Here is a 22,237-nt window from a genome sequence, read left to right as displayed (position 1 = left end):
GGATGTGCCTCGGCCCGCACCACCCCTGACGCGGCACAGACCAAGGGGCCACCTTCCCCCAGAGATCACGCAGCACGCGGTGGCGCTCGTCACATAGCGGCACATCTCACATGGTGATCAAGGGCTGTACGAGGGCCGATCGCGAGGTGTATAGCAACCGATCACGGGGCGTGAAGCTCCTTGATGACGTCCCGTAGCGCTCCCGGATCGCCGTGCGGCGCAGCTTGAGCGAGGGGGTGAGCTCGCCCGTCTCTGTCCAGCGGCTGCCGACCGAGCCGAGGCGGAAGGCACCGGGCCTGTGACCGCCTCCGGGCGCCGTCGGCTCGGTGCACAGCGCTCCGGGCGCTTTCACAACACTGGTGAGACAGCAATACTGTTGCACCGGATCGGCGGTGACATCTGATCGCCGCACAGCCCGGAGAGACAGGACCTGCCATGACGACGGACACCGAGGAGCCGACGCTCACGGTCGACGAGCTGGCCGCGCGGGCGGGCGTCACGGTCCGTACGGTCCGCTTCTACAGCACCAAGGGCCTGTTGCCGCCGCCCGTGATCGGTCCCCGGCGCGTGGGCCGCTACAGCCAGGAGCATCTGGCCCGGCTGGCGCTCATCGAGGAGTTGCAGCACCAGGGCATGACGCTCGCCGCGATCGAGCGCTATCTGACGCAGCTGCCGCCCGGCCTGAGCGCCGACGACCTCGCCATCCACCGTGCCGTGGTGGCGTCCTGGGCGCCCGACGCGGCGGAGGACGTGACGCGCGAGGAGCTGGAGCGGCGGGCCGGGCGCGCCCTGGGCGACGCGGACCTGGACCGGCTCGCCGCGATGAACGTCATCGAGCGGACCGCGGATTCCTTCCGCGCGGACCCGGGGCTGCTGCGGCTCGGCGTGCAGCTGCTCGACGTACCGCTCGCGCACGAGACGATTCTCGCGGCGCGCACGGTTCTCCTGGAGCACTCACGAGCGGCGGCTCATGAGCTGTCCACGCTGCTGCGTGACGCGGTGGGCGAGCGCGAGTCCGTGGCGGCGGTGAAGTCCCTGTCGGCACACATGCAGCCGCTGGTGGTGCAGGCGCTGCTGACCACGTTCCAGCGGTCGCTCAAGGAGGAGTTGCGGGAGTGGCTCAAGGAGGAGTCCTGAGCCTCAACCGGACGGCATGGCTCGAGGAAAAGTCCCGAGCCGCTCCCGGACGCCCGCCCCAGGAGACCTTGCGCCCGGCCGCCGACGCGGGGGCCGTCGCGCCATGGGTCCGGCCGGGCAGGAAGCCAAGCTCCCGGAGGGTGGCGAGCCGTCGGAGCACCTGGAGGGCGGCGAGCGGTCGGAACACCAGGAGGGCGGCGAGCGGTCGGAACACCTGGAGGGCGGCGAGTCGTCCGAGCAGCTGGAGGGCGGCGGGACGAGGACCGGTTCGCAGGTCAGCGTCCGGTCCTCGCCCCGGCGGAGCAAGCCCCGCATCCCACTCAGCGATACGTCACGTGTCGCATGACCCCCCGCGTGCCGCGCCCTACTTGTCGCTGAACCTCTCGCCCTTCTCCGCCTTCTCGACGAGCAGCGCGGGCGGCGTGAACCGCTCCCCGTAGCGCTCGGCGAGCTCACGCGCGCGTGCCACGAACCCGGGCAGCCCGGCACCTGCCCCGCCGTAGCCGTCGTACCCGTTGATGTACTGGAGCACACCGCCGGTCCAGCCCGGGAAGCCGATCCCGAAGATGGACCCGATGTTGGCGTCCGCGACCGAGGTCAGCACGCCTTCCTCCAGGAGCCGGACGGTGTCCAGCGCCTCGGAGAAGAGCATCCGCTCCTGCATGTCCTGGAACGGGATCTCGTGGCCCGGCTTGGTGAAGTGCTCGCGCAGGCCCGGCCACAGCCGGCCGCGCTTGCCGTCCTCGCCGTACTCGTAGAAGCCCGCTCCGCCGCTGCGCCCGGTGCGGCCGAACTCGTCGACCATGCGGTCGATGACCGCCTCGGCCGGGTGCGTCCGCCAGGTGCCGCCCGCCTCCTCGACGGCCTGCTTCGACTCCTTGCGGATCTTGCGCGGCAGGGTGAGCGTGAGCTCGTCCATGAGGGACAGCACCTTGGCCGGGTACCCGGCCTGGGCGGCGGCCTGCTCGACGGACGCGGGCTCGATGCCCTCGCCGACCATGGCGACGCCCTCGTTGATGAAGTGCCCGATGACACGCGAGGTGAAGAAGCCGCGCGAGTCGTTGACGACGATCGGGGTCTTCTTGATCTGCCGTACCAGGTCGAAGGCGCGCGCCAGCGCCTCGTCACCGGTCCGCTCGCCCTTGATGATCTCGACGAGCGGCATCTTGTCGACGGGCGAGAAGAAGTGCAGTCCGATGAAGTCGTCCTGCCGGTCCACGCCTTCGGCGAGCACGGTGATCGGCAGGGTCGAGGTGTTGGAGCACAGCAGCGCGTCGGGCTCGACGATGTTCTGGATCTCCTGGAACACCTTGTGCTTGAGCGCGGTGTCCTCGAAGACGGCCTCGATGACGGCGTCGCAGCCGGCCAGGTCGTTCGGGTCGGCGGTGGGCGTGATGAGGGAAAGCAGCGCGTCCGCCTTCTCCTGGGTGGTACGTCCCCGGGAGACGGCCTTGGCGCAGAGCTTCTCGGAGTAGGCCTTGCCCTTGGCCGCCGCTTCGGCCGACACGTCCTTCAGGACGACGTCGATGCCCGCGCGGGCGCAGGAGTAGGCGATGCCCGCGCCCATCATCCCGGCGCCGAGGACGGCGACCTTGCGGACCGGGCGCTGCTCGATGCCCTGAGGCCGGTTGGCGCCGGAGTTGACCGCCTGGAGGTCGAAGAAGAACGCCTGGATCATGTTCTTCGCGGTCTGCCCGGTGACCAGCTCGGTGAAGTAGCGCGCCTCGATGACCAGCGCGGTCTCGAAGTCGACCTGGGAGCCCTCGACGGCCGCCGCGAGGATGTTGCGCGGGGCCGGGTAGGGGGCGCCGTTCAGCTGCTTCTTCAGGTTGGCCGGGAAGGCGGGCAAGTTGGCGGCGAACTTCGGGTTGGACGGCGTACCGCCCGGGATCTTGTAGCCCGGCTTGTCCCAGGGCTGCTGCGACTCGGGGTGCGCGTCGATGAAGGCGCGCGCCTTGGCGAGCATCTCCTCGGGGGTGGTCGCCAGGTCGTGCACGAGGCCGTTCTCCAGGGCGCGCTGCGGCGCGTACTGGGTGCCCTGGAGCAGCACCTTCAGCAGAGCGTCGGCGATACCCATGAGGCGGACGGTGCGGGTGACGCCGCCGCCGGCGGGCAGCAGGCCGAGAGTGACCTCGGGCAGGCCGATCTTGGAGCCGGGCGCGTCGAGGGCGATGCGGTGGTGGGAGGCGAGGGCGATCTCGTAACCGCCGCCGAGCGCCGCGCCGTTGATGGCGGCGACGACGGGCTTGCCGAGGGTCTCGATGCGGCGCAGCGCGGACTTGATGGCCGTGCCGGTGTCGAAGGCCTGCTGGGCGTTCTCCGGGCCGGCCTGGATCATGTCCTTCAGGTCGCCGCCCGCGAAGAAGGTCTTCTTGGCGGAGGTGTAGATGATGCCGCGGATGGAGTCCTTCTCGGCCTCGGCGCGTTCGGCGATCGCCGCGATCGAGTCCTTGAAGGCCTGGTTCATGGTGTTGGCCGACTGGTTGGGGTCGTCGAGGACGAGGGTGACGACGCCGGTCTCGTCCTGTTCCCAGCGGATGGTGGTGCTCTCGGTCATGAGGAGGGTCTCCGTAGAAGCCGTGTAGCCGTGGAAGTCGGGGGGTCCGCCGGGGAGTTACAGGCGCTCGACGATGGTCGCGATGCCCATGCCGCCGCCCACGCACAGCGTGGCGAGGCCGTAGCGCTTGTCCTGGCGCTCCAGTTCGTCGACGAGGGTGCCGAGGATCATCGCGCCGGTGGCACCGAGCGGGTGGCCGAGCGCGATCGCGCCGCCGTTGACGTTGACCTTGTCCAGGGACAGGCCCATGTCCCGCACGAAGCGCAGGACGACGGCCGCGAAGGCCTCGTTGATCTCGACGAGGTCGATGTCGTCGATGGTGAGTCCGGCCTTGGCGAGCGCCTTGCGGGTCGCGGGCGCCGGGCCGGTGAGCATGATGGTGGGCTCGGATCCGGAGACGGCCGCGGAGACGATTCGCGCGCGGGGGGTGAGTCCGTGGCGCTCGCCGACCTCCTTGGAGCCGATGGCGACGAGCGACGCGCCGTCGACGATGCCGGAGGAGTTGCCCGCGTGGTGGACGTGATCGATCTCCTCGACCCAGTGGTACTTCTGCAGCGCCACGGCGTCGAAGCCGCCCAGCTCGCCGATGTCGGCGAACGACGGCTTCAGCTTGGCGAGGGAGTCGGCGGTGGTGCCCGGACGCAGGTGCTCGTCGTGGTCGAGGACGACGAGGCCGCTGCGGTCCCTCACCGGGACGACGGACCGGTCGAAGCGCCCGTCCTTCCACGCGGCGGCTGCGCGCTCCTGGGAGAGGGCCGCGTACTCGTCGACATCCCGCCGCGAGAAGCCCTCGATGGTGGCGATGAGGTCGGCGCCGATGCCCTGGGGCACGAAGTTGGTGGCCATGTTGGTCATCGGGTCGGCGAACCACGCGCCGCCGTCCGAGGCCATCGGCACCCGGGACATCGACTCGACACCGCCCGCGAGCACCAGGTCCTCCCAGCCGGAGCGGACCTTCATCGCGGCCAGGTTGACGGCTTCCAGGCCCGAGGCACAGAAGCGGTTCTCCTGGACGCCGGCCACCGTGTCGGGCAGGCCGGCGGCGATCGCGGCGATGCGGGCGATGTCGGAGCCCTGGTCGCCGACCGGGCCCACGACGCCGAGCACGATGTCGTCGATCGCGGCGGGGTCCAGGCTCGGGAAGCGGCGCTGGATCTCGTGGATGAGCCCGACGACCAGGTCGATGGGCTTGGTGCCGTGCAGGGCGCCGTTCGCCTTGCCGCGGCCGCGCGGGGTGCGGATCGCGTCGTACACGTACGCTTCGGTGCTCACTGACAAGCCTTTCAGGGAGGGTGGGCAGGGCAAGGAGGACTAGCCGAGCAGGGAACGGCCGATGATCTCCTTCATGATCTCGGTGGTCCCGCCGTAGATGGTCTGGATACGTCCGTCGGTGAAGGCGCGGGCGACGCGGTACTCCGTCATGTAGCCGTAGCCGCCGTGCAGTTGGAGGCAGCGGTCGGCGACCCGCTTCTGCAGTTCGGTGGCCCACCACTTGGCCATCGAGGCGTGTACGGCGTCGAGTTCCCCGTTCGAGTGATCGACGATGCAGCGGTCGAGGAAAGTCCGGGTGACGGCGCACTCGGTGGCCATCTCGGCTATCTCGAAGCGGATGTGCTGGAGCTTGGCGAGCGGCCGCCCGAACGCCTCGCGCTCCTTGACGTACTCGGTGGTGATCTCCAGCAGGTACTCGGCGGCCGCGATCCCGGCCACGGCGATGCCCATGCGTTCCTGCGCAAGGTTCGTCATGAGGTGGACGAAGGCGCCGTTCGGCTCGCCGAGCAGGTTCTCCTTGGGGACGCGTACGTCGTGGAAGAACAACTCGGCGGTGTCCTGGGCCTTCTGACCGATCTTGTCGAGGTTGCGACCGCGCTCGAAGCCCTCCATGCCGCGCTCGACGACCAGCAGGGAGAGTCCGCGGGCACCGCCTTCGGGTGTCGTCCTGGCGACCACGATCACCAGGTCGGCCAGGATGCCGTTGGAGATGAAGGTCTTGGAGCCGTTGAGGAGCCAGTGGTCGCCGCGGTCCTCGGCGTGCGTCGTGATGCCCTGGAGGTCGGAGCCCGCGCCGGGCTCGGTCATCGCGATCGCCGTGATCAGCGAGCCGTCGCAGAAGCCGGGCAGCCAGCGCCGCTTCTGCTCCTCGGTGGCGAGGCCCGTCAGATACGGCCCGATGATGTCGTTGTGCAGCCCGAGCGCGAGCCCGGCGGCACCCGCGCGCGTGAACTCCTCGGCGAGGACGGCGCTGTAGCGGAAGTCGGTGTCGCCGCCGCCTCCGTACTCCTCGGGCACGGCGAGGCCGAGCAGGCCCCGTCTCCCGGCCGCCCGCCAGGCCTCACGCGAGACGATGCCGTCCTTCTCCCACTGCTCGTAGTGGGGCAGCACCTCCTTGGCGAGGAAGGTGCGCACGATCTCGCGGAACGCGTCGTGCTCGGCGGTGAAGATCTGCCGCTTCATGCGGGAAACGCCCTCCTGGAGTACATGCGGGCAACGCCTTCCTAGAGCCAGCCCTTGACGGTTTCGACGAGCCTGGCCGGTTCAGGTCCGACGGGTATGACGTTGAGCATCGTCACGCCGGCCTCGCGGAAGGCCTCGACACGCTCGCGGACATAGCTCTGCGGCCCGCACAGCGACATGAGCTCGCAGAACTCGTCCGGCACGGCGGCCTCGGCCTCCCTCTTCCTCCCGGAGAGGTACAGCTCCTGGATGAGCCGGGCTTCCTTCTCGTAGCCGTAGGCCACCGCCAGGTCGTTGTAGAAGTTCTTGCCGGGGGCGCCCATGCCTCCTACGTAGAGGGCGATTCTGGGCCGGGCGAGGTCGCGTGCGGCCGCCGCGTCCTCGCCGATGGCGAGCAGTCCGCCCGCGACGGTCTGCAGCGGGCCGAGTGTCGGGTCCCGGCGCGCTGCGCCCTCCGCGAGGGGCGCGCCCCACACCTGCCGGGCCTTCTCCGGGATGAACAGGGTGGGCAGCCAGCCGTCGGCGAGTTCGGCGGTCATCCGGACGTTGGCGGGGCCCAGCGAGGCGACGTACAGGGGCACTTCGGGGCGTAGGGGCTTGGTGAGGATCTTCAGGGGCTTGCCCAGGCCGCCGGGGCGGGGCATGTCGGTGATGCCGTGGTGGTCGATGACCTCGCGGCGCAGGATGCGGCGGGTCAGTTCGATGGTCTCGCGGGTACGACCGAGTGGCTTGTCGTATGCCTTCCCGTGCCACCCCTCGACGACCTGCGGGCCGGAGGCGCCGAGGCCGATGAGGGCGCGGCCTCCCGAGATCGCGTCGAGTCCGGCGGCCGTCTGAGCGATCAGCGCGGGGGTGCGCGAGTAGACGTTGAGGATCGCGGCGCCGATCTTCATCCGTTCGGTGCGGGCGGCCAGATAGCCCATGATCGTGGGCGAGTCGAAGCCGTAGGCCTCGGCCACCCAGACGGCGTCCAGGCCCGCGGACTCCAGGGCGGCGACGTCGTCGGCGGCCTGCCGGGGGTCGCCCGCGTAGTCGAGCGGGAGGGAGAGCTGCATCAGTCGCCGTCCTTCATCAGGCCGTCCTTCATCAGGCCGCCTTTCATCAGGTCGTCCTTCATCGGATCGCTGTCCTTCACCGGGTCGCTGCCTTTCACCGATCCGCTGTCGTGCACCACTGCGCCGTGGCTTTCGCCATCGCTTGCGCCATCGATTTCGCCGTCGATTTCGCCGTCGATTTCGCCGTCGATTTCGCCGTCGATTTCGCCGTTGTTCAACGGGTCGCTGCCCTTCAGCAGGTGGGGTACGTCCCAGTCGCGGGCCACCTCCACTGTGTCGGCACCCGGCTGCGCGGGACCACCGCGGACGGCGGTGTGGGTGACGGAGAAGCGGGGCGCGGGGGCCGGCTGGGTGATGCCGCCGTGGTCGACGAAGGTGCCCCGGGCGGCGAGGTGAGGATGGGCGGGCGCCTCGCGCAGCGACAGGACGGGGGCCACGCACGCGTCGGTGCCCTCGAAGACCGCGGTCCACTCCTCCCTCGTACGGGTCTTGAAGCGGGCGGCCACCATCTCGCGCAGCTCGCCCCAGCGGGCCAGGTCCTTGCGGGCCGAGGCCAGTTCCCCGAGGCCGAGCAGGTCGGCGAACTCGTCGTAGAACCGCTGCTCCAGGGCGCCCACCGCCATGAACTGCCCGTCGGCCGTCTCGTACGTCCCGTAGTACGGGCAGCCGCCGTCCAGGAGGTTGGCGCCGCGCCGGTCCTGCCAGCCGCCCGCGGCGAGCATGCCGTGGATCATCGCGGCGAGGTGCGCGGCGCCGTCGACGATGGCCGCGTCCACCACCTGTCCGACGCCGGTGGCGCGCGCGTGGTGGAGCGCGGCGAGGACGCCGACGACGAGATAGAGCGAGCCGCCCGCGTAGTCACCGACGAGGTTCGCGGGCACCGTGGGCGGCTCGTCCGGCCTGCCGATCATGCCGAGGGTGCCGGTCAGCGCGATGTACGCGATGTCGTGCCCGGCGCGCTGGGCGAGCGGGCCCTCCTGGCCCCAGCCGGTCATCCGCCCGTAGACGAGCTTCGGGTTGCGGGCGTGGCAGGTCTCGGGGCCCACGCCGAGGCGCTCGGCGACGCCGGGGCGGTAGCCCTCGATGAGGACGTCGGCGCGCTCGACCAGGTCGAGGACCTGGGACGGACCGTCCTCGGTCTTCAGATCGATGATCACGGAGCGCTTGTTGCGGTTGGTGACGTCGTACTCCGGATCGATCGCGAGCCCGGCGCCACCGGGACGGTCCACGCGGACGACGTCCGCGCCGAGGTCGGCGAGGAGCATGGCCGCGAACGGTCCCGGGCCGATGCCCGCCAGCTCGACGACGCGCACCCCGGCGAGCGGGCCGTGCCCTGGCGTCCCTGCCACTGCCATCAAGCCCCCAGCACTGTGACACTACTGATGTGACATCAGCGATGTTAAGAACGTGTTCCATGTCGGGCAAGCCCTGAACGAGCAAGCGCTTAGTTAAATTCCCGAGTGCACATCATGGCGAGATGGCACAAAACGGGGTGTGTCAGCGCTCGCCCAAGTCGGCGATGAGCTCGTCCAACTCGGCGATCAGCTTCTTCGGCGCGATCGTCCGGTAGCTCTCCGCGACCCAGTCGCACAGCAGCTCCGCGGCCGGAGCACCTCGCTCGTCCAGGGGTATGCGCACCCAGCCGGCCCTGCCGAGGCCATATCCGGCGGCCTCGGCGCCCGGTGCGGTGAGGGCGTGGGCGTGCGCGGCGTCGTCCTTGAGCTTCAGGGTGACACCCAGCGGACAGCTGCCGTCGTCGACTCCGAGGAAGACGAACACCTTCCCGTTGACCTTCGCGACGCTCTCGCCCCAGGGGAATTCCTCCGCGGCGCCGGGCAGGCCGAGGGCGAACTCGCGCACCTTCTCCCACTTTTTCAGGGCGTTCTGCGGCACGGCCACGGCTGCCTCCGACCTCTTCGTCCGACCTCGTCGTTCGGTTGCTCGTCCCTCACGCTAGCCTCAGCCACCGACAACGGCGCTTCGCGCGGAGCTGAGAGGTGTCATGAGCAGGCTGACCGGGACGGATCGTACGTACGACATCGTGCTCTTCGGAGCCACGGGGTTCGTAGGGACGCTCACCGCCGAATACCTCGCCACACACGCGCCAGAAGGGCTGCGCTGGGCGATCGCGGGACGCAGCACGGAGAAGCTGGAGCGGCTGCGGGAGCGGCTTTCCGGCGCCCCGGGTGTACTCCATGCGGATGTGACCGATCCGGAGTCGCTGCGCGAACTCGCCCGGCACGCGCGCGTGGTGGCCACGACGGTCGGACCGTATGTCACCTACGGCGAGGAGCTGGTGGCCGCCTGCGCGGACGCCGGAACGGACTACGTCGACCTCACCGGTGAGCCGGAGTTCGTGGATCTGATGTACGTCCGGCACGACGCCCGCGCGCGGGAGACGGGGGCGCGGCTCGTGCATGCCTGCGGCTTCGACTCGATCCCGCACGACCTGGGCGCGTACTTCACCGTGCGGCAGCTCCCCGAGGGCGTACCGCTACGGGTCGACGGATTCGTCCGCACCCAGGCGATGATCTCGGGCGGCACCTTCGCCTCGGCACTCAACCAGTTCGCGCGCGGACGGCACATGCTCGCCGCGGCGCAGGACCGTAAGCGCCACGAGCCACGCCTGGTGGGACGGCGGGCACAGGCGCCGCTGGGCGCTCCGCGGTTCGCCAAGGAGGTCGGGGCCTGGGCGCTGCCGCTGCCCACGATCGACGCCCAGGTGGTGCAGCGGTCCGCGCGCGCCCTGGAGCGGTACGGGCCGGACTTCCGCTATCGCCACTACGCGGCCGTCGAGCGGCTGCCGTTCGTGGTGGGCGGGGTCGCGGCGGTGAGCGCGGTCTTCGCGGCGGCCCAACTGCCGCCCGCACGCCGCTGGTTGTCCGACCGTTTCAAGCCCGGGGACGGGCCGAGTGCCTCGCGGCGGGCGAAGAGCTGGTTCTCGGTGCGGTTCGTGGGCGAGGGCGGCGGGCGGCGCGTCTTCACCGAGGTCTCGGGCGGCGACCCGGGCTACGACGAGACCGCCAAGATGCTCGCGGAGTCCGCGCTGTCCCTCGCCTTCGACGACCTGCCGAAGACGTCCGGGCAGGTCACGCCGGCGGTGGCGATGGGCGACGCCCTGACGGAACGTCTCCGCGAGGCCGGGATAACCTTCCGCGTCGCGGCCACTCTCTAGTGGGGGCGACCGGGTGGTCGGGCCTCAGGACGACCACCCGGTGACCGTGTAGATCATCCCGCCGATCCAGGCGAGTCCGGCGAGCACCGCGAGGACCAGTGCGGCCAGTACGGCGCGCTCGACGGGCTGGGCGGGGTGAGCGGCGGACTTCGGGGCGCGGTGTGTCGTCATGCGGCCCAGCCTGCCGATCATGAAGGTGCCGTCACATCCGTACAGGTACTCAGAACACGTACTCAGTCGACGGGCGTGGTCCCGGGGGGAGTTGCCTCCTGGAGGGCCCGTCTGCACAGGGAGTCCGCGCGGCGGGTGGACTCCGGAAGGCGGTACGTCGGGGAGAGCGCGAGCGTGTGCGCGCACGCGGTCTCGAGGCTCACCCGGTGGCCGACGGACACGAACACCGGCTTGACGCCGTCCTGCGTACGCAGCGCACGGCCGACCTCCTCGGTGCCGGCGGCTCCGTCCGCGAGGAGCGGCGACGCGCTGCCGCGCCGGTCGCCCGGCTCCTCGTACGAGAACGTGAAGGGGTTCTTGGCGACGCCGATGGTCGCGAGCCCGGTGAGGACGCCGAGATGGCTGGCGAGGCCGAAGCGGCGCGGGTGGGCCAGGCCGTAGCCGTCGCAGACGACGAGTCCGGGCGTGCAGGGCAGGGCGTCGAGCGCGGCCAGGACGGTCGGGATCTCGCGGAAGGCGAGCAGCCCGGGAACGTACGGGAAGGAGATCCTGCCGACCGCGGTGGTCTCGGCGACGACGTCGAGGGTCGCCGCGTCCAGGACGACGGCAGCGGCCACGACCACGTCCCGCTCGTCGTCGTACGCGACGTCGACGCCCGTCACCCGGCCCGTGCCCGGCGGCGGCCCCGGCTCGTCGAGCACCACCCGCTCCCGCAACTCGTCCTGCACGGCACGGGCTTGTTCTTCGGTGGCGGGCCAGCCCGCGGGAATCCTCACGGTCCTCATGGTGAGGACGAGCCTAGGGCCTGTCCGGACCCCAGGCGTCCGTGGAGCGGGGCGAGGGGCCAGGGGTAGGCTCGTGATCATGTTCGTACTGGATCTGACCTACACCGCGCCGCTCGACGCCGTCGACGCGGCCCTGGATGCGCATGTCGCGTGGCTCGAGGAGCAGTACACGGCCGGGGTGTTCCTCGCGTCCGGGCGCAAGAACCCCCGTGACGGCGGTGTGATCATCGCCGTCGCGGAGGACCGGGCCCGGATCGAGGAGATCGTCGCGGGTGATCCGTTCGTCACCGCGGGCGTGTGCGCGTACCGCGTCACGGAGTTCATCGCGACCAAGACGGCGGCCGGCCTTGAGCGGTACCGCGAGACGCTCGGCTGAGCCGGCTGGCGGCGGCCACTTGTCGCCGCAGTCACACGTCGCGGTTGCCACTCGTCGCCGCAGTCACACGTCGCGGTTGCCACTCGTCGCCGCAGTCACACGTCGCGGTTGCCACTCGTCGCCGCAGTCACGCGTCGCTGCCGTCACTTGTCGCCGAGGGCCCGCTTCAGTTGGCTCTTGTTCATGTCCGACCGGCCGTGGATGTTGCGGCGCTTGGCCTCCTCGTACAGCTGGTCGTAGGTGGGGCCTTGGGCGCCCTGGTGCGAACGCTGACCACCACGCTTGCTGGACGACATGTCCTGGGTCGACGTGCGGCTGGCGGTCTTCGACTCACCGGACCGTGCGCGTTCCTTGTTCACCGTCCGCGCGGCGATCTCCTCGGCGCGCTTCTCGCTCTCTCCCCGGTCTCGGGCGCTTTCCTTGATGTGCTCGTACTGGCGTTCCCGCTTGGGGCTCGAACCGCGTGGCATGTCGGCTCACTTCCTTTCGCTCGCGGTTCGAGTACCCCACATCAGGACGCGCACCGCACACGTCAGCGCTCCAATCGAGCGACCCGCCCCTTCTCGCCGGAGGCCCAGCAGCCCAGGTCGGGGGTGCAGTCCACGGTGTCGTACGAGCCGGTGTCCACGGTGCGCCAGGTGCGGCCGCCGTCCGTCGTCAGGTCGGTGCCGGTGGGGCCGACCGCGAGCGCGGCGGTGCGGCTGTGCGGGAACCAGGCGACCCCGGAGCGGTAGGCGGGCGGCGGCTGAGCGGCGGGCGTCCAGGTGCGGCCGCCGTCGGGGGTGAGCGCGGCGGCCTGGGGTGAGGCCTGGTCGGCCCGGTAGTCGCCGCCGACCGCGAGGCCGTGGGTGCGGTCGCGGAAGGCGAGGGCGAAGACACCGCGCGCCGGGTCGCCGGCCGGGATCGGCGTGTCGGTGGCGGTCCAGGTCAGTCCGCGGTCCGCGGAGTGCAGCACGCGCGCGCGTGCACCCCCGCCCGTGGCCAGCCACACGTCCCGCGGCCCCGAGGCGACCAGGCACTGCCCGCTCGCCGCGAAGCCCGCCTCGCCGTCCTGCGCCGCGGGCATCCCGTCGCCGGGCAGCACCTTCCAGGAGCGGCCGCCGTCGCTCGTCGACAGGATGCGGAACTTGCCGTCCACCGGGTCGCTCATCGCCAGGCCGTGGCGCTGGTCCAGGAAGGTCAGACAGTCGTAGAAGGCCTTCGCGTCGGTGTTGCGGAAGGACTCCGTCCAGGTCGCGCCGCCGTCGTCGGTGCGCAGGACACGCGAGGCCTCGCCCTCACCGATGGCCAGCACCACCGCTCGCCGTGCGTCGAACGCCTCGACGTCGCGGAACTCCAGGTCCGCGGCGCCGGGCGGCGAGACGTTCCGCCAGCTCGCGCCGCCGTCGGTGGTGCGCAGCACGGTCCCTTTGGAACCGGCCACCCAGGCCGCCTCCCGGCTGACGGCCGAGAGGCCGCGGAACCGTACGTCCGTGCCACTGTCCTTGAGCTCCCAGTGCGGCGCCCTGCCTGCCCCCTTGGCCGCCGTCTCCTGCGCCAGCGCGGGTGCCGTCAGCGCGACGGCGAGCGCGGCCGCGCACAGTCCCACGGTGACCATCCGACTCGTACGTCTCGTCTTCCCCAAGCCCCTCATGGCGGGCGAAGCTAGTCCACTCCCCCGGTGCCGTCCAGATGGCGATCCCCCGATGCCGTCCGGACGGCGATCCCCTGGTGCTGTCCAGATCCCGGTCCCCCGGTGCCGTCCGGATGGCGTCCGCGGGAACCTCGGGGCCTTCACCGAGTGTCCTCTCGGATGTCCGGGAACGAGAGGGCGAGAAATGGATCACCTCAGTGAATGAATCTCGGTGACAGAGGTCACTCGGGTTACTGGTGCACGCAGTGCCTCATTTTTTCGTCTCTTCATTTGTCGGGCCTCATGCGTCCGCAGTTCGTCCAGCCGTCACAAGGGAGCAAGGCGTTGTCCACCGTCATCGAGCAGCCCGTAGAGGCCCGCCTCGTCGCCGCCGCCCCGCGGATGCCGAGCATTCCCGCCACGCTCCACTACGACCGGAGCGATCCCTTCGCCGTCCGTATGACCTTCCCGGCGCCGGCCACCCTGGAGGGCGTGGAGGTCTGCTGGACCTTCGCGCGCGAACTTCTCACCTCCGGCTTGGAGGACGCCGTGGGCTGGGGCGACGTACGCGTGCGGCCGTACGGCTACGACCGCACCGTCCTGGAGTTCCACGCCCCCGAGGGGACCGCCGTGGTGCATGTGCGCTCGGGCGAGGTGCGGCGCTTCCTGCAGCGCACGACGGAGCTGGTGCCCGTCGGCCTCGAGCATCTCCAGGTGGACCTGGACCACGATCTCGCGGAGCTCATGCGCGGCACCTGCTGAGCGCGCCCACACTCCCTCGGCGTTCGCCCGTTCTCAACGGCTCCACCCTCAGTGGCCCCTGCCCTCGGCAGCTGGGGCCCATCTGAATGTTGAGGCCGGCCTCATCGAGCCCGCCGCGCCGAGCCCTCCGCCGTCGAACCCTTCGAACCTGTCGCACTCGAACCCGTCGCACTCGAACCCGTCGAACCCGTCGCACTTGAGCCCTTCGCAGTCGAGCCCGTCAGCGGGGCGAGTCGTAGGTCCCCGCGCCCAGCAGCTCCCGCGCGGCCCGGTGGACCACGGCGTGCGCGGCCCACGGCCCACACGATGTCTCAGCTCCCCGTGGCCGCCCCGGTCGCCGCGGCATTCGTCGCCACCATCACCGCCGAGCGCACCTCCTGGATGACCTTCTTTAGGGCCGGCGTCGCCGCGCCGCTGCGTTCGGTCAGGGCTTCCAGGCGGGCCCTGTGCAGCTTGCGGTCCTTGGCCGACACAAGGGTGCGGAGTTCGGCCGCGGCGGCAAGGGCGACAAGGGCCGCGTCGCGGTCGGAGACCTCGGCAACCGGCAGCGGGCCCTCCAGCACCTGCCGGGCCTCCGTGCGCAGCGCCTCCACGGCGGACACCCGCTCCAGTACGTACTCCACGGACGGGAAGAGGCCGAGGACCCGCTTCTTCGCCGCCCGGAGGTATCCCTCGGCCACCAGCTGAGCGCGTACGGCGTCGAGGGTCACGCGCGCCCGCAGCGTCACCCAGGGCTTCCACTTGCGGGGCCGGGACTCCGCGACGAGTTCCAGGAGCCCGTCGAGGACGACATCCCCGGTGCGGGAGTCGGCGTCGACGGGGGTGACGATGCCGTTCTCGTCGATGAGCAGTCCGCGTTGCGCCAGCTCGGTGAGGGCGCCGGCGCGCACCAGGTGGTGGAGATGGCTCTCGCCGGTGACCTTGAGCTTTGTCGTGTCCCAGGCCAGCAGGTAGAGCCGGGCGGGCAGCGAGAGCGAGCCGTTCGGCAAGGGAACTCCTTAGCGTCGTGGGGGGTCACGTTAATGCTTTGACAGCTTCCGGGGCCGCTCCTACCGTGTGGAGCGGTTCTGTTGCCGTCGATGGGAGAAGGACGTTGCTCGTCTGAGGTCTGAGACACCGCGTCACACAGCCGGGTTTTCCCTGGCCCGTGTGCGTAGCGTGCGACCTCGGCGTACGAGCCGTCCTTCCGGTGCAGGGCCTTCTTCATGCCCTCCGACTGGCTTCCCTCCGGACCGGCTGCCCTCCGAACTGGATCGTCGTCGCCTCGCGGTGTCCCCCACGCGTACCCCTGACCGCATCCAGCAATCGCGAGGCCCTCATGTCTACCTTCCCCACCTCCATCACGTGCACCTCACTCTCCTTCGCCTGGCCGGACGGCACCGCTGTCTTCGACGAGCTCCAGGTCGCCTTCGGCCCCGGCAGGACCGGGCTCGTCGGCGTCAACGGATCAGGGAAATCAACCCTGCTGAAGCTCATCGCCGGTGGGCTCACGCCGACCGGCGGCACGGTCCGGGTCGCGGGCGAGGTCGGATATCTGCCGCAGAACGTCACGCTCGACACCGGTCTGCGGGTCGACGAGGCGCTTGGTATCGCCGCCATCCGCGCCGCGCTGCACGCCATCGAGGCGGGCGACGTGGCCGAGGAGCACTTCGACGTCGTCGGCGACGACTGGGACGTCGAGGAGCGGGCCCTCGCGACGCTCGGTGAACTCGGGCTCGGCCACATCGCGTTGGACCGCGCCATCGGCGAGGTCTCGGGCGGCGAGTCCGTACTGCTCCGCCTGGCCGCGCTCCTGCTGCGCCGGCCCGACGTACTGCTGCTGGACGAGCCCACGAACAACCTCGACCTGTACGCGCGACGGCGGCTGTACGCGGCCGTGCAGGCCTGGTCCGGGGTCATGGTCGTGGTCAGTCACGACCGCGAACTCCTGGACCTGGTGGACCAGATCGCGGATCTGCACTCCGGCGAGGTCGCCTGGTACGGCGGCAACTTCTCGGCGTACGAGGAGGCGCTCGCCGGCGAGCAGGAGGCGGCGGAGCGCATGGTGCGCGTCGCCGAGGCCGATCTGAAGAAGCAGAAGCGCGAATTGGCCGACGCCCAGGTGAAGTTGGCCCGCCGCAAACGGTACGGCCAGAAGATGTTCGAGCAGAAGCGTGAGCCGAAGATCGTGATGGGCGCCCGCAAGCGCGCGGCCCAGGAGTCCGCGGGCAAGCACCGCATCATGCACGAGGAAAAGCTCGCCGAGGCCAAGGAGCGTCTCGACGACGCGGTGGAGGCCGTACGGGACGACGACGAGATCCGCGTCGACCTGCCGTACACCGCTGTGCCGCCGGGCCGTACCGTACTCACGCTCGAAGGCCTGGAGCTGCGGTACGGCGCGCGCGTGGACGGCGTGTTCGACCTGCGAGGGCCCGAGCGGATCGCGCTGATCGGGCGCAACGGCGCCGGCAAGACCACGTTGCTGCGCACGATCGCCGGGGAGCTGGACGCGGTGTCCGGCGCGGCGCGGGCCCACGTCCCGCTGCGCTTCCTGCCGCAGCGGCTCGACGTTCTCGACGACGGGCTGACCGTCGCCGAGAACGTGGCCCGGTTCGCGCCGGCCGCGACCAACAACCGGATCAGGGCGCGCCTGGCACGCTTCCTGTTCAAGGGGGCCAAGGCCGACCAGCGCGCGGCGACGCTCTCGGGCGGCGAACGGTTCCGGGCGGCCCTCGCCGCGCTGATGCTGGCCGAGCCCGCGCCGCAGCTCCTGATGCTCGACGAGCCGACGAACAACCTCGACATGGCGAGCGTCCGGCAGCTCACGACGGCTCTGGACTCGTACGAGGGCGCGCTGATCGTGGCGAGCCACGACGTGCCGTTCCTGGAGTCGATCGGCATCACACGCTGGCTGCTGCTGGAAGGAGGAGAGCTGAAGGAGACCGCGCGGACCCCGGAGGCCTGACCCCGTACGCGGCGCCGACGGACGCGGGCTCGCGCTCATCGCCGGGGCGGTGCTGCCGGCGGGGGCGCGAGCGACGGTATCGCGGGCGCGGCGTCCCCCGGTTCCGCGGCCGGCACCTCGGCCCCGGCCACCGGCACCCCCAACCCCGGCTACCGACACCTCCGGCCCCGGCCCCGGCCCCGGCCACCGGCACCTCCGGCCCCGGCCCCGGCCCCGGCCCCCGCGAGAACTGCGACGAGCGTCCGGGGCCGCCGCCGCCGTTCCCGCTGCAAGGCGGCGGCTCGACGCCGTGTGGCGGGGCGAGCACGGCGCCCGTGAGGCCGGGGGGCCCGGCGCTGCCGGGGGCCCGGCGCCCGTGCGGGGGAGGCCGCCACGCACCGTCCCCGGACGCCGCCCGACCGTCACCTCTCACCCGGGGGCTGTTGCCCACGCCAACCGACCTGCATGATGGCGCCGACAGCCCCTGCCGATTCGGAGACCGACCCCGTGCCCAGCCAGAAAGCCCTCATCCGTCGACCCAGCCCTCGTCTGGCCGAGGGGCTGGTGACGCACATCGAGCGCGCGAAGGTGGACGTCGACCTGGCGGTGGAGCAGTGGGAGGCGTACGCGGAGGCGCTGCGTGCACACGACTGGGAGACCGTCGAGGTGGACCCGGCCGACGACTGCCCGGACTCGGTGTTCGTCGAGGACACCGTGGTCGTCTTCCGTAATGTCGCCCTGATCTCCCGCCCCGGCGCCGAGTCCCGGCGCGGCGAAACGGCCGGGGTGGAAGAGGCCGTGGCCCGCCTGGGCTGCTCGGTGAACTGGATCTGGGAGCCGGGCACCCTGGACGGCGGCGACGTCCTGAAGGTCGGCGACACGGTGTACGTGGGCCGCGGCGGGCGCACCAACGCGGCCGGGGTCCAGCAGCTGCGGGCGGCCTTCGAGCCGCTAGGGGCACGGATCGTCCCCGTACCCGTGAGCAAGGTGCTGCATCTGAAGTCCGCCGTCACGGCGCTGCCCGACGGCACGGTCATCGGGCACGAGCCACTGGTGGACACGCCGTCGCTGTTCCCGCGCTTCCTGCCGGTTCCGGAGGAGTCCGGCGCGCACGTCGTTCTCCTGGGCGGTGGAAAACTGCTCATGGCGGCCAGCGCCCCGAAGACGGCCGAGTTGCTCGCGGACCTCGGCCACGAACCGGTCCTCGTGGACATCAGCGAGTTCGAGAAGCTCGAAGGTTGTGTGACATGTCTCTCGGTAAGAGTTCGCGGGCTGTACGGCTGAACGGGTGAAACGGGCGTTTCGAGGCGCTGGGACCTGGGCATCCGGGACCCTTCCGGCACCCGACCCGGGCGTCGGAGTCTCACCCGGAGACCCCGCTGATCAGCGGTCTTTACAGCGAACTTAACCTACGGTTTCGTAACCTACGGATACGTAGCCTACGATGCCGTAGGTTACGTCCCCGCTCGCTGTACGCGCTGTACACGTCCCCGTCCTCCTGGAGCACCCGTGACGATCACTTCTCCCCACTTCGGCAGCCCGTCCGCAGCCTGGACCGACGCTCGACTGCTGTATGCGCTGGAAGAAGTCGTCGAGACCGAACTCAACCGCCACCTGAAGGTAGCCAAGGACTGGATGCCGCACGAGTACGTGCCGTTCAGCGACGCCCGTAACTTCCCCGGCCTCTTCGAGGACGGCGAGGCCTGGGACAAGGAGCAGTCCAAGGTGACCGAGATCGGCCGGATCGCGCTGGTCGTCAACCTCCTGACCGAGGACAACCTCCCGAGCTACCACCACGAGATCGCCTCGCTCTTCGGCCGTGACGGCGCCTGGGGCACCTGGGTGCACCGCTGGACCGCCGAGGAGGGCCGCCACGGCATCGTGATGCGCGACTACCTGCTCGCGTCGCGCGCCGTCGACCCCGACAAGCTCGAAGCGTTCCGCATGGCGCACATGAGCGAGGGCTTCGAGTCGGACAACCGTCACTCGATGCTGCACTCGGTCGCGTACGTCGCGTTCCAGGAGCTGGCTACCCGTATCTCGCACCGCAACACCGGCCACCAGTCGGGCGACCCGGTCTGTGACCGCATGCTGTCGCGCATCGCGACCGACGAGAACCTGCACATGGTCTTCTACCGCAACCTCCTGAAGGCCGCGTTCGAGCTGGCCCCCGACCTGACCATGCAGGCCGTGCGCGACGTCGTCGTGAACTTCCGGATGCCCGGTCACGGTATGCCCGGCTTCGAGCGTGCCGCCGCGCAGATGGCCATCGGCGAGGTCTACAACATGCGCATCCACCACGACGACGTGCTGCAGCCGGTGCTGCGTCACCTCAAGGTCCTGGAGATGGAGGGCTTCGGACCCGAGGGCCTGCACGCCCAGGAGGAGCTCGGCCTCTTCATGGGCGGCCTGAACGCGGAGGCCTCGAAGTTCGACGAGAAGCTCGCGGCCCGCAAGGCCCGGATGGCCGCACGCGCCGCCGGCTGACACTCTCGGAGCACCCAGGGGCTGACCCCCCTCCGGCCACCCACCGGCGGACGGCTATCGGCGGACGGCTATCGGCGATCCGCCGGTCCATGAACCTCCGGTCGAGACCACGGCGCCGGTGCGCCGCTCGCAAAAGCCTCTCCCAGGCGTGCCGTACACACCCACGCTCACCCGCCAAGTCCCCTCCCCTCTCCTCCAGGGAAAGGGGAGGCTGCGGGCCCAGGCCCCCTGCTCGTACGCCGTCACCCGTTCCAGCGCCGCGTCCCACACGTCGGCCACCGGGTGGCGGCGCGCTCCACGCTGCGGGGGCACGACGACCTGGGTTGACCAGATGCTCGGCCAACTCCCGGTCGGATTCTGCCAGTCGAGCCCATTCGTCCCCCGTGCTTACAACGCGCTGGTCGACGCAGTCCGGGCGACCGGATTCGAACCGGTGTGACCGCCTTGAGAGGGCGGCGAGTCCGCGTCTGCTCTCGGCCCGGGTGTGCGCCACCGGATCCGCACGGCACGTGCGACCGGCCGCCGCATCGATCACGGCGTCAGCCTGCCCGCGGTCAGTTCTGGTCGGTGCGCCGGAGGCCGAGGCGCTCTTTCTCGGAGAGGCCTCCCCAGACTCCGAAGCGTTCGTCGTTGGTCAGCGCGTACTCCAGGCACGCGGGGCGCATCTCGCACATGGCGCAGATGCGCTTCGCCTCACGCACCGAGCTGCCCGGCTCGGGAAAGAAGAAGTCGGCCCCCGTCTGCGCGCACAGTGCCTGCTCCTGCCAGGTCATGTCGGACGCAGTGATCGTTTCCAAGTGCATGGGCAAGATCGTGCCTCGCGGCGAAAAACGTTCGATCAACGCGGGATCAACGGCACGTTCCGGGACCTCGGGCGACCCTGATGATGGCTCCGCCGAACGGGGCAGCGCACGGCGGCGCGCGGGGAGCGTGAAAACAAGACGAACGAACCCGGTCGCCCGAGGTAACCGCAACCATCGCTCTGGGCCGCCCCCGCACTCCGGCAGCGATTGTCAGTGGGCGGTGCAAGACTCGGCAGTGCAGGCAACGGGACCCCTCAAAGGAGGGCAATGATGCTCACCACCCGTTTTGTCACTGGCGCGCCGAACTGGCTGGATGTCGGCACATCCGACATCGACGGCGCCATCTCCTTCTACGGCGGCCTCTTCGGCTGGCAGTTCCAGTCGGCCGGGCCCGACGCAGGCGGTTACGGCTTCTTCCAGCTCGACGGACAGACCGTGGCCGGCGGCATGCAGACCACTGCGGAGCAGGGGCCGCCCTCCTGGACCGTGTACTTCCAGAGCCCTGACGCGGAGGCCACGGCCAAGGCGGCCGAGCAGGCCAGGGGCGCCGTGCTCATGCCGCCCATGGACGTGATGGGCGAGGGCCACATGGCGATCCTCGCCGACGAGGCGGGCGTACCCTTCGGCATCTGGCAGCCGGGCCGCACCAAGGGGCTGGACGTGGCCGGAGACCCGGGCTCGCTGTGCTGGGTCGAGCTCTACACCCAGGACATCGCCGCGGCCGCCGCGTTCTACAACTCCGTGTTCGGCTGGGAGACCTCGGCCGTGCCGTTCCCGGGCGGCGTCTACACCTGCATCAACCCCGCTGGCACCGAGGACGAGGCCATGTTCGGCGGCGTCGTCCCGCTGGCCGACGACCCGACCGAGGCCGAGTCCGGGGCGTACTGGCTGCCGTACTTCGAGGTCGCCGACACGGACGCCGTGGTCGGCCAGGCGCAGCAGCTGGGCGGCACGGTCCGGATGCCCGCGACGGATCTCGAGGGCGTGGGCCGCATCGCGAAGCTCGCCGACCCGTACGGGGCACGCTTCGCGGTGATCAAGAGCGCACCGCGGCAGAGCTGAGGAGCGGATCGGTGGGGCCCTCATCGCCCTCATTGCGCGGGCTCTACCGAACCGTCCCCACCCGCTGGTCCGTTCCTCCCTACCGGCCCATCACCACCTGGAGGTCCGCCATCACCTAGCGGTCCGTCACCATCTGGGAGTCCGTCACCATCTGGAGGTCAGTCACCATCTGGGGGTCAGTCACCACAGAGCTCCGTCACCACAGAGGTCCGTCACCACAGGGCCGGACGCGGGCCCGCGGCGGCGCGATGCCCGGCGCAATCACGAACTGCTGGTCGAGGCGGCCCGTGAGGTGTTCGCCGAGCAGGGCCTCGACGCGCCGTTCGACGTGATCGCCCGCCGGGCCGGCGTCGGAAGCGCCACGCTGTACCGGCGCTTCCCGACCCGTGCCGTGCTCGTCGACGAGGTGTTCCGGGACACCCTGACGGAGACCATGGCGGTGGGCGAACGGGCCCGGACGGCGAAGGACGCCTGGACCGGCCTGCTGGACTACATGGAGACGGTCTTCACGGGGCTGGCCGCCGACCGCGGTGCGATCGACCTGATGACCACGCGGCTGGAGGGCGTCACCACGCTGCAGGCCGTGCACGCCCACAACCGACGGACGGTGGAGGTGCTCCTGCGCCGTGGCCGCGAACAGGGCACGGTACGCGGTGATCTCAGCACCGAGGATCTCTTCGCCCTCGCCGCGCTCTCCCGCACCGTCCCCGCGCTGACGGCCACCGCCCCGGACGCCTGGCGCCGCGCGCTGGCGCTCCTCCTCGACGGCCTGCGCGCCTCCCCGTCCGCCGCCCCGCTGCCCGGCCCCTCCCTCACCGCTCCCCAACTCGACGAGGTGCTGGGCCACTTGGGACCGCACCGAGACTGAGCGGAGCGAG

Annotated in this window: 21 protein-coding genes, 1 tRNA gene and 1 pseudogene; 10 read left to right on the top strand and 13 right to left on the bottom strand. The window is 70.7% G+C overall.

The genetic code is table 11. The features are described 5' to 3' along the window. Positions 1 to 435 precede the first annotated feature (435 nt). Positions 436 to 1,137 (top strand): MerR family transcriptional regulator, encoded by a 702-nt coding sequence (locus ACFVXA_RS23635; RefSeq protein ID WP_383905237.1) that lies wholly within the window; start codon positions 436 to 438, stop codon positions 1,135 to 1,137. A gap of 103 nt (positions 1,138 to 1,240) precedes the next feature. Further along, a complete protein-coding gene (locus ACFVXA_RS23630) occupies positions 1,241 to 1,483 on the top strand; it encodes a hypothetical protein (RefSeq protein WP_390026397.1) in 243 nt (80 codons plus the stop codon). 18 nt (positions 1,484 to 1,501) lie between these two features. On the opposite strand, the gene ACFVXA_RS23625 is transcribed toward ACFVXA_RS23630, so the two are convergent. The 6 genes and pseudogenes from ACFVXA_RS23625 to ACFVXA_RS23600 all read right to left on the bottom strand — a co-directional run bounded on the left by ACFVXA_RS23625 (position 1,502) and on the right by ACFVXA_RS23600 (position 9,102). Next, entirely contained in the window at positions 1,502 to 3,694 is a 2,193-nt protein-coding gene (locus ACFVXA_RS23625) for a 3-hydroxyacyl-CoA dehydrogenase NAD-binding domain-containing protein (RefSeq protein ID WP_390026395.1), read from the bottom strand. Between the two features lie 57 nt (positions 3,695 to 3,751). Further along, the gene (locus ACFVXA_RS23620; RefSeq protein ID WP_383738468.1) at positions 3,752 to 4,966 is read right to left on the bottom strand and encodes an acetyl-CoA C-acetyltransferase; all 1,215 of its coding nucleotides are present in this window, start codon (positions 4,964 to 4,966) and stop codon (positions 3,752 to 3,754) included. Between the two features lie 39 nt (positions 4,967 to 5,005). Further along, positions 5,006 to 6,148: an acyl-CoA dehydrogenase family protein gene (locus ACFVXA_RS23615; protein ID WP_390026393.1), complete on the bottom strand. Its 1,143-nt coding sequence runs from the start codon at positions 6,146 to 6,148 to the stop codon at positions 5,006 to 5,008. Positions 6,149 to 6,189: 41 nt separating this feature from the next. After that, the gene (locus ACFVXA_RS23610) at positions 6,190 to 7,203 is read right to left on the bottom strand and encodes an LLM class F420-dependent oxidoreductase (RefSeq protein ID WP_383738473.1); all 1,014 of its coding nucleotides are present in this window, start codon (positions 7,201 to 7,203) and stop codon (positions 6,190 to 6,192) included. Between the two features lie 227 nt (positions 7,204 to 7,430). Beyond that, positions 7,431 to 8,558 (bottom strand): annotated as a pseudogene (locus ACFVXA_RS23605) (CaiB/BaiF CoA transferase family protein); the annotation flags it as partial. A 142-nt stretch (positions 8,559 to 8,700) separates the two neighbouring features. Next, positions 8,701 to 9,102, bottom strand: coding sequence for an MmcQ/YjbR family DNA-binding protein (locus tag ACFVXA_RS23600; protein ID WP_383905246.1), 402 nt, complete (start codon positions 9,100 to 9,102; stop codon positions 8,701 to 8,703). A 103-nt stretch (positions 9,103 to 9,205) separates the two neighbouring features. Here ACFVXA_RS23600 and ACFVXA_RS23595 point away from each other — a divergent pair, with 103 nt between their 5' ends. Beyond that, the gene (locus tag ACFVXA_RS23595; protein ID WP_383905248.1) at positions 9,206 to 10,378 is read left to right on the top strand and encodes a saccharopine dehydrogenase family protein; all 1,173 of its coding nucleotides are present in this window, start codon (positions 9,206 to 9,208) and stop codon (positions 10,376 to 10,378) included. Between the two features lie 24 nt (positions 10,379 to 10,402). On the opposite strand, the gene mmpA is transcribed toward ACFVXA_RS23595, so the two are convergent. Together mmpA and ACFVXA_RS23585 are read right to left on the bottom strand one after the other, a co-directional pair. Then, positions 10,403 to 10,549, bottom strand: a complete 147-nt coding sequence (gene mmpA / locus ACFVXA_RS23590; protein ID WP_383905250.1) for a morphogenic membrane protein MmpA — start codon at positions 10,547 to 10,549, stop codon at positions 10,403 to 10,405. Positions 10,550 to 10,611: 62 nt separating this feature from the next. Beyond that, entirely contained in the window at positions 10,612 to 11,334 is a 723-nt protein-coding gene (locus tag ACFVXA_RS23585; protein WP_390026389.1) for an endonuclease V, read from the bottom strand. A 79-nt stretch (positions 11,335 to 11,413) separates the two neighbouring features. Between ACFVXA_RS23585 and ACFVXA_RS23580 the strand changes: the two genes are divergently transcribed. After that, a complete protein-coding gene (locus ACFVXA_RS23580) occupies positions 11,414 to 11,710 on the top strand; it encodes a YciI family protein (protein ID WP_390026386.1) in 297 nt (98 codons plus the stop codon). Positions 11,711 to 11,853: 143 nt separating this feature from the next. Here the strand turns inward: ACFVXA_RS23580 and ACFVXA_RS23575 are convergent, their stop codons facing one another. Together ACFVXA_RS23575 and ACFVXA_RS23570 are read right to left on the bottom strand one after the other, a co-directional pair. After that, positions 11,854 to 12,180, bottom strand: coding sequence for a plasmid stabilization protein (locus tag ACFVXA_RS23575; protein ID WP_362020133.1), 327 nt, complete (start codon positions 12,178 to 12,180; stop codon positions 11,854 to 11,856). A 62-nt stretch (positions 12,181 to 12,242) separates the two neighbouring features. After that, the gene (locus ACFVXA_RS23570) at positions 12,243 to 13,343 is read right to left on the bottom strand and encodes a WD40/YVTN/BNR-like repeat-containing protein (protein ID WP_390026383.1); all 1,101 of its coding nucleotides are present in this window, start codon (positions 13,341 to 13,343) and stop codon (positions 12,243 to 12,245) included. Between the two features lie 324 nt (positions 13,344 to 13,667). Between ACFVXA_RS23570 and ACFVXA_RS23565 the strand changes: the two genes are divergently transcribed. Further along, positions 13,668 to 14,084 (top strand): SsgA family sporulation/cell division regulator, encoded by a 417-nt coding sequence (locus tag ACFVXA_RS23565; RefSeq protein WP_362020129.1) that lies wholly within the window; start codon positions 13,668 to 13,670, stop codon positions 14,082 to 14,084. 311 nt (positions 14,085 to 14,395) lie between these two features. Here the strand turns inward: ACFVXA_RS23565 and ACFVXA_RS23560 are convergent, their stop codons facing one another. After that, the gene (locus ACFVXA_RS23560; RefSeq protein ID WP_389937996.1) at positions 14,396 to 15,073 is read right to left on the bottom strand and encodes a GPP34 family phosphoprotein; all 678 of its coding nucleotides are present in this window, start codon (positions 15,071 to 15,073) and stop codon (positions 14,396 to 14,398) included. Between the two features lie 329 nt (positions 15,074 to 15,402). Here ACFVXA_RS23560 and ACFVXA_RS23555 point away from each other — a divergent pair, with 329 nt between their 5' ends. From ACFVXA_RS23555 to ACFVXA_RS23545, 3 genes are all read left to right on the top strand, one after another. Next, positions 15,403 to 17,028 (top strand): ABC-F family ATP-binding cassette domain-containing protein, encoded by a 1,626-nt coding sequence (locus tag ACFVXA_RS23555; protein ID WP_390026381.1) that lies wholly within the window; start codon positions 15,403 to 15,405, stop codon positions 17,026 to 17,028. A gap of 486 nt (positions 17,029 to 17,514) precedes the next feature. After that, positions 17,515 to 18,291, top strand: a complete 777-nt coding sequence (ddaH, locus tag ACFVXA_RS23550; RefSeq protein WP_389468053.1) for a dimethylargininase — start codon at positions 17,515 to 17,517, stop codon at positions 18,289 to 18,291. Between the two features lie 225 nt (positions 18,292 to 18,516). Further along, complete coding sequence (locus ACFVXA_RS23545; RefSeq protein ID WP_362020118.1) at positions 18,517 to 19,494, top strand: acyl-ACP desaturase; 978 nt, start codon at positions 18,517 to 18,519, stop codon at positions 19,492 to 19,494. A gap of 410 nt (positions 19,495 to 19,904) precedes the next feature. Here ACFVXA_RS23545 and ACFVXA_RS23540 read toward each other — a convergent pair. Further along, positions 19,905 to 19,976, bottom strand: a tRNA-Glu gene (locus ACFVXA_RS23540). 72 nt (positions 19,977 to 20,048) lie between these two features. After that, positions 20,049 to 20,297: a WhiB family transcriptional regulator gene (locus ACFVXA_RS23535; protein ID WP_362020115.1), complete on the bottom strand. Its 249-nt coding sequence runs from the start codon at positions 20,295 to 20,297 to the stop codon at positions 20,049 to 20,051. 270 nt (positions 20,298 to 20,567) lie between these two features. Between ACFVXA_RS23535 and ACFVXA_RS23530 the strand changes: the two genes are divergently transcribed. Beyond that, on the top strand, positions 20,568 to 21,359 hold the full coding sequence (locus ACFVXA_RS23530; RefSeq protein WP_389938022.1) for a VOC family protein: 792 nt from the start codon (positions 20,568 to 20,570) through the stop codon (positions 21,357 to 21,359). Positions 21,360 to 21,627: 268 nt separating this feature from the next. Further along, entirely contained in the window at positions 21,628 to 22,227 is a 600-nt protein-coding gene (locus ACFVXA_RS23525; RefSeq protein WP_390026440.1) for a TetR/AcrR family transcriptional regulator, read from the top strand. Positions 22,228 to 22,237 lie beyond the last annotated feature (10 nt).

The sequence above is a fragment of the Streptomyces sp. NPDC058246 genome, assembly GCF_042881985.1.
GTDB lineage: Bacteria > Actinomycetota > Actinomycetes > Streptomycetales > Streptomycetaceae > Streptomyces.
Note: the sequence above shows the minus strand (reverse complement) of the source record. Positions and strands in the feature narration are given on the sequence as shown.

Excerpts from the sequence above, each read along its gene's own strand:
- ACFVXA_RS23635 (WP_383905237.1), top strand. The coding sequence starts at position 436 with ATGACGACGGACACCGAGGAGCCGACGCTCACGGTCGACGAGCTGGCC.
- ACFVXA_RS23630 (WP_390026397.1), top strand. The coding sequence starts at position 1,241 with ATGGGTCCGGCCGGGCAGGAAGCCAAGCTCCCGGAGGGTGGCGAGCCG.
- ACFVXA_RS23625 (WP_390026395.1), bottom strand. The coding sequence starts at position 3,694 with ATGACCGAGAGCACCACCATCCGCTGGGAACAGGACGAGACCGGCGTC.
- ACFVXA_RS23615 (WP_390026393.1), bottom strand. The coding sequence starts at position 6,148 with ATGAAGCGGCAGATCTTCACCGCCGAGCACGACGCGTTCCGCGAGATC.
- ACFVXA_RS23610 (WP_383738473.1), bottom strand. The coding sequence starts at position 7,203 with ATGCAGCTCTCCCTCCCGCTCGACTACGCGGGCGACCCCCGGCAGGCC.
- ACFVXA_RS23595 (WP_383905248.1), top strand. The coding sequence starts at position 9,206 with ATGAGCAGGCTGACCGGGACGGATCGTACGTACGACATCGTGCTCTTC.
- mmpA (WP_383905250.1), bottom strand. The coding sequence starts at position 10,549 with ATGACGACACACCGCGCCCCGAAGTCCGCCGCTCACCCCGCCCAGCCC.
- ACFVXA_RS23585 (WP_390026389.1), bottom strand. The coding sequence starts at position 11,334 with ATGAGGACCGTGAGGATTCCCGCGGGCTGGCCCGCCACCGAAGAACAA.
- ACFVXA_RS23580 (WP_390026386.1), top strand. The coding sequence starts at position 11,414 with ATGTTCGTACTGGATCTGACCTACACCGCGCCGCTCGACGCCGTCGAC.
- ACFVXA_RS23575 (WP_362020133.1), bottom strand. The coding sequence starts at position 12,180 with ATGCCACGCGGTTCGAGCCCCAAGCGGGAACGCCAGTACGAGCACATC.
- ACFVXA_RS23570 (WP_390026383.1), bottom strand. The coding sequence starts at position 13,343 with ATGAGGGGCTTGGGGAAGACGAGACGTACGAGTCGGATGGTCACCGTG.
- ACFVXA_RS23555 (WP_390026381.1), top strand. The coding sequence starts at position 15,403 with ATGTCTACCTTCCCCACCTCCATCACGTGCACCTCACTCTCCTTCGCC.
- ACFVXA_RS23535 (WP_362020115.1), bottom strand. The coding sequence starts at position 20,297 with ATGCACTTGGAAACGATCACTGCGTCCGACATGACCTGGCAGGAGCAG.
- ACFVXA_RS23530 (WP_389938022.1), top strand. The coding sequence starts at position 20,568 with ATGCTCACCACCCGTTTTGTCACTGGCGCGCCGAACTGGCTGGATGTC.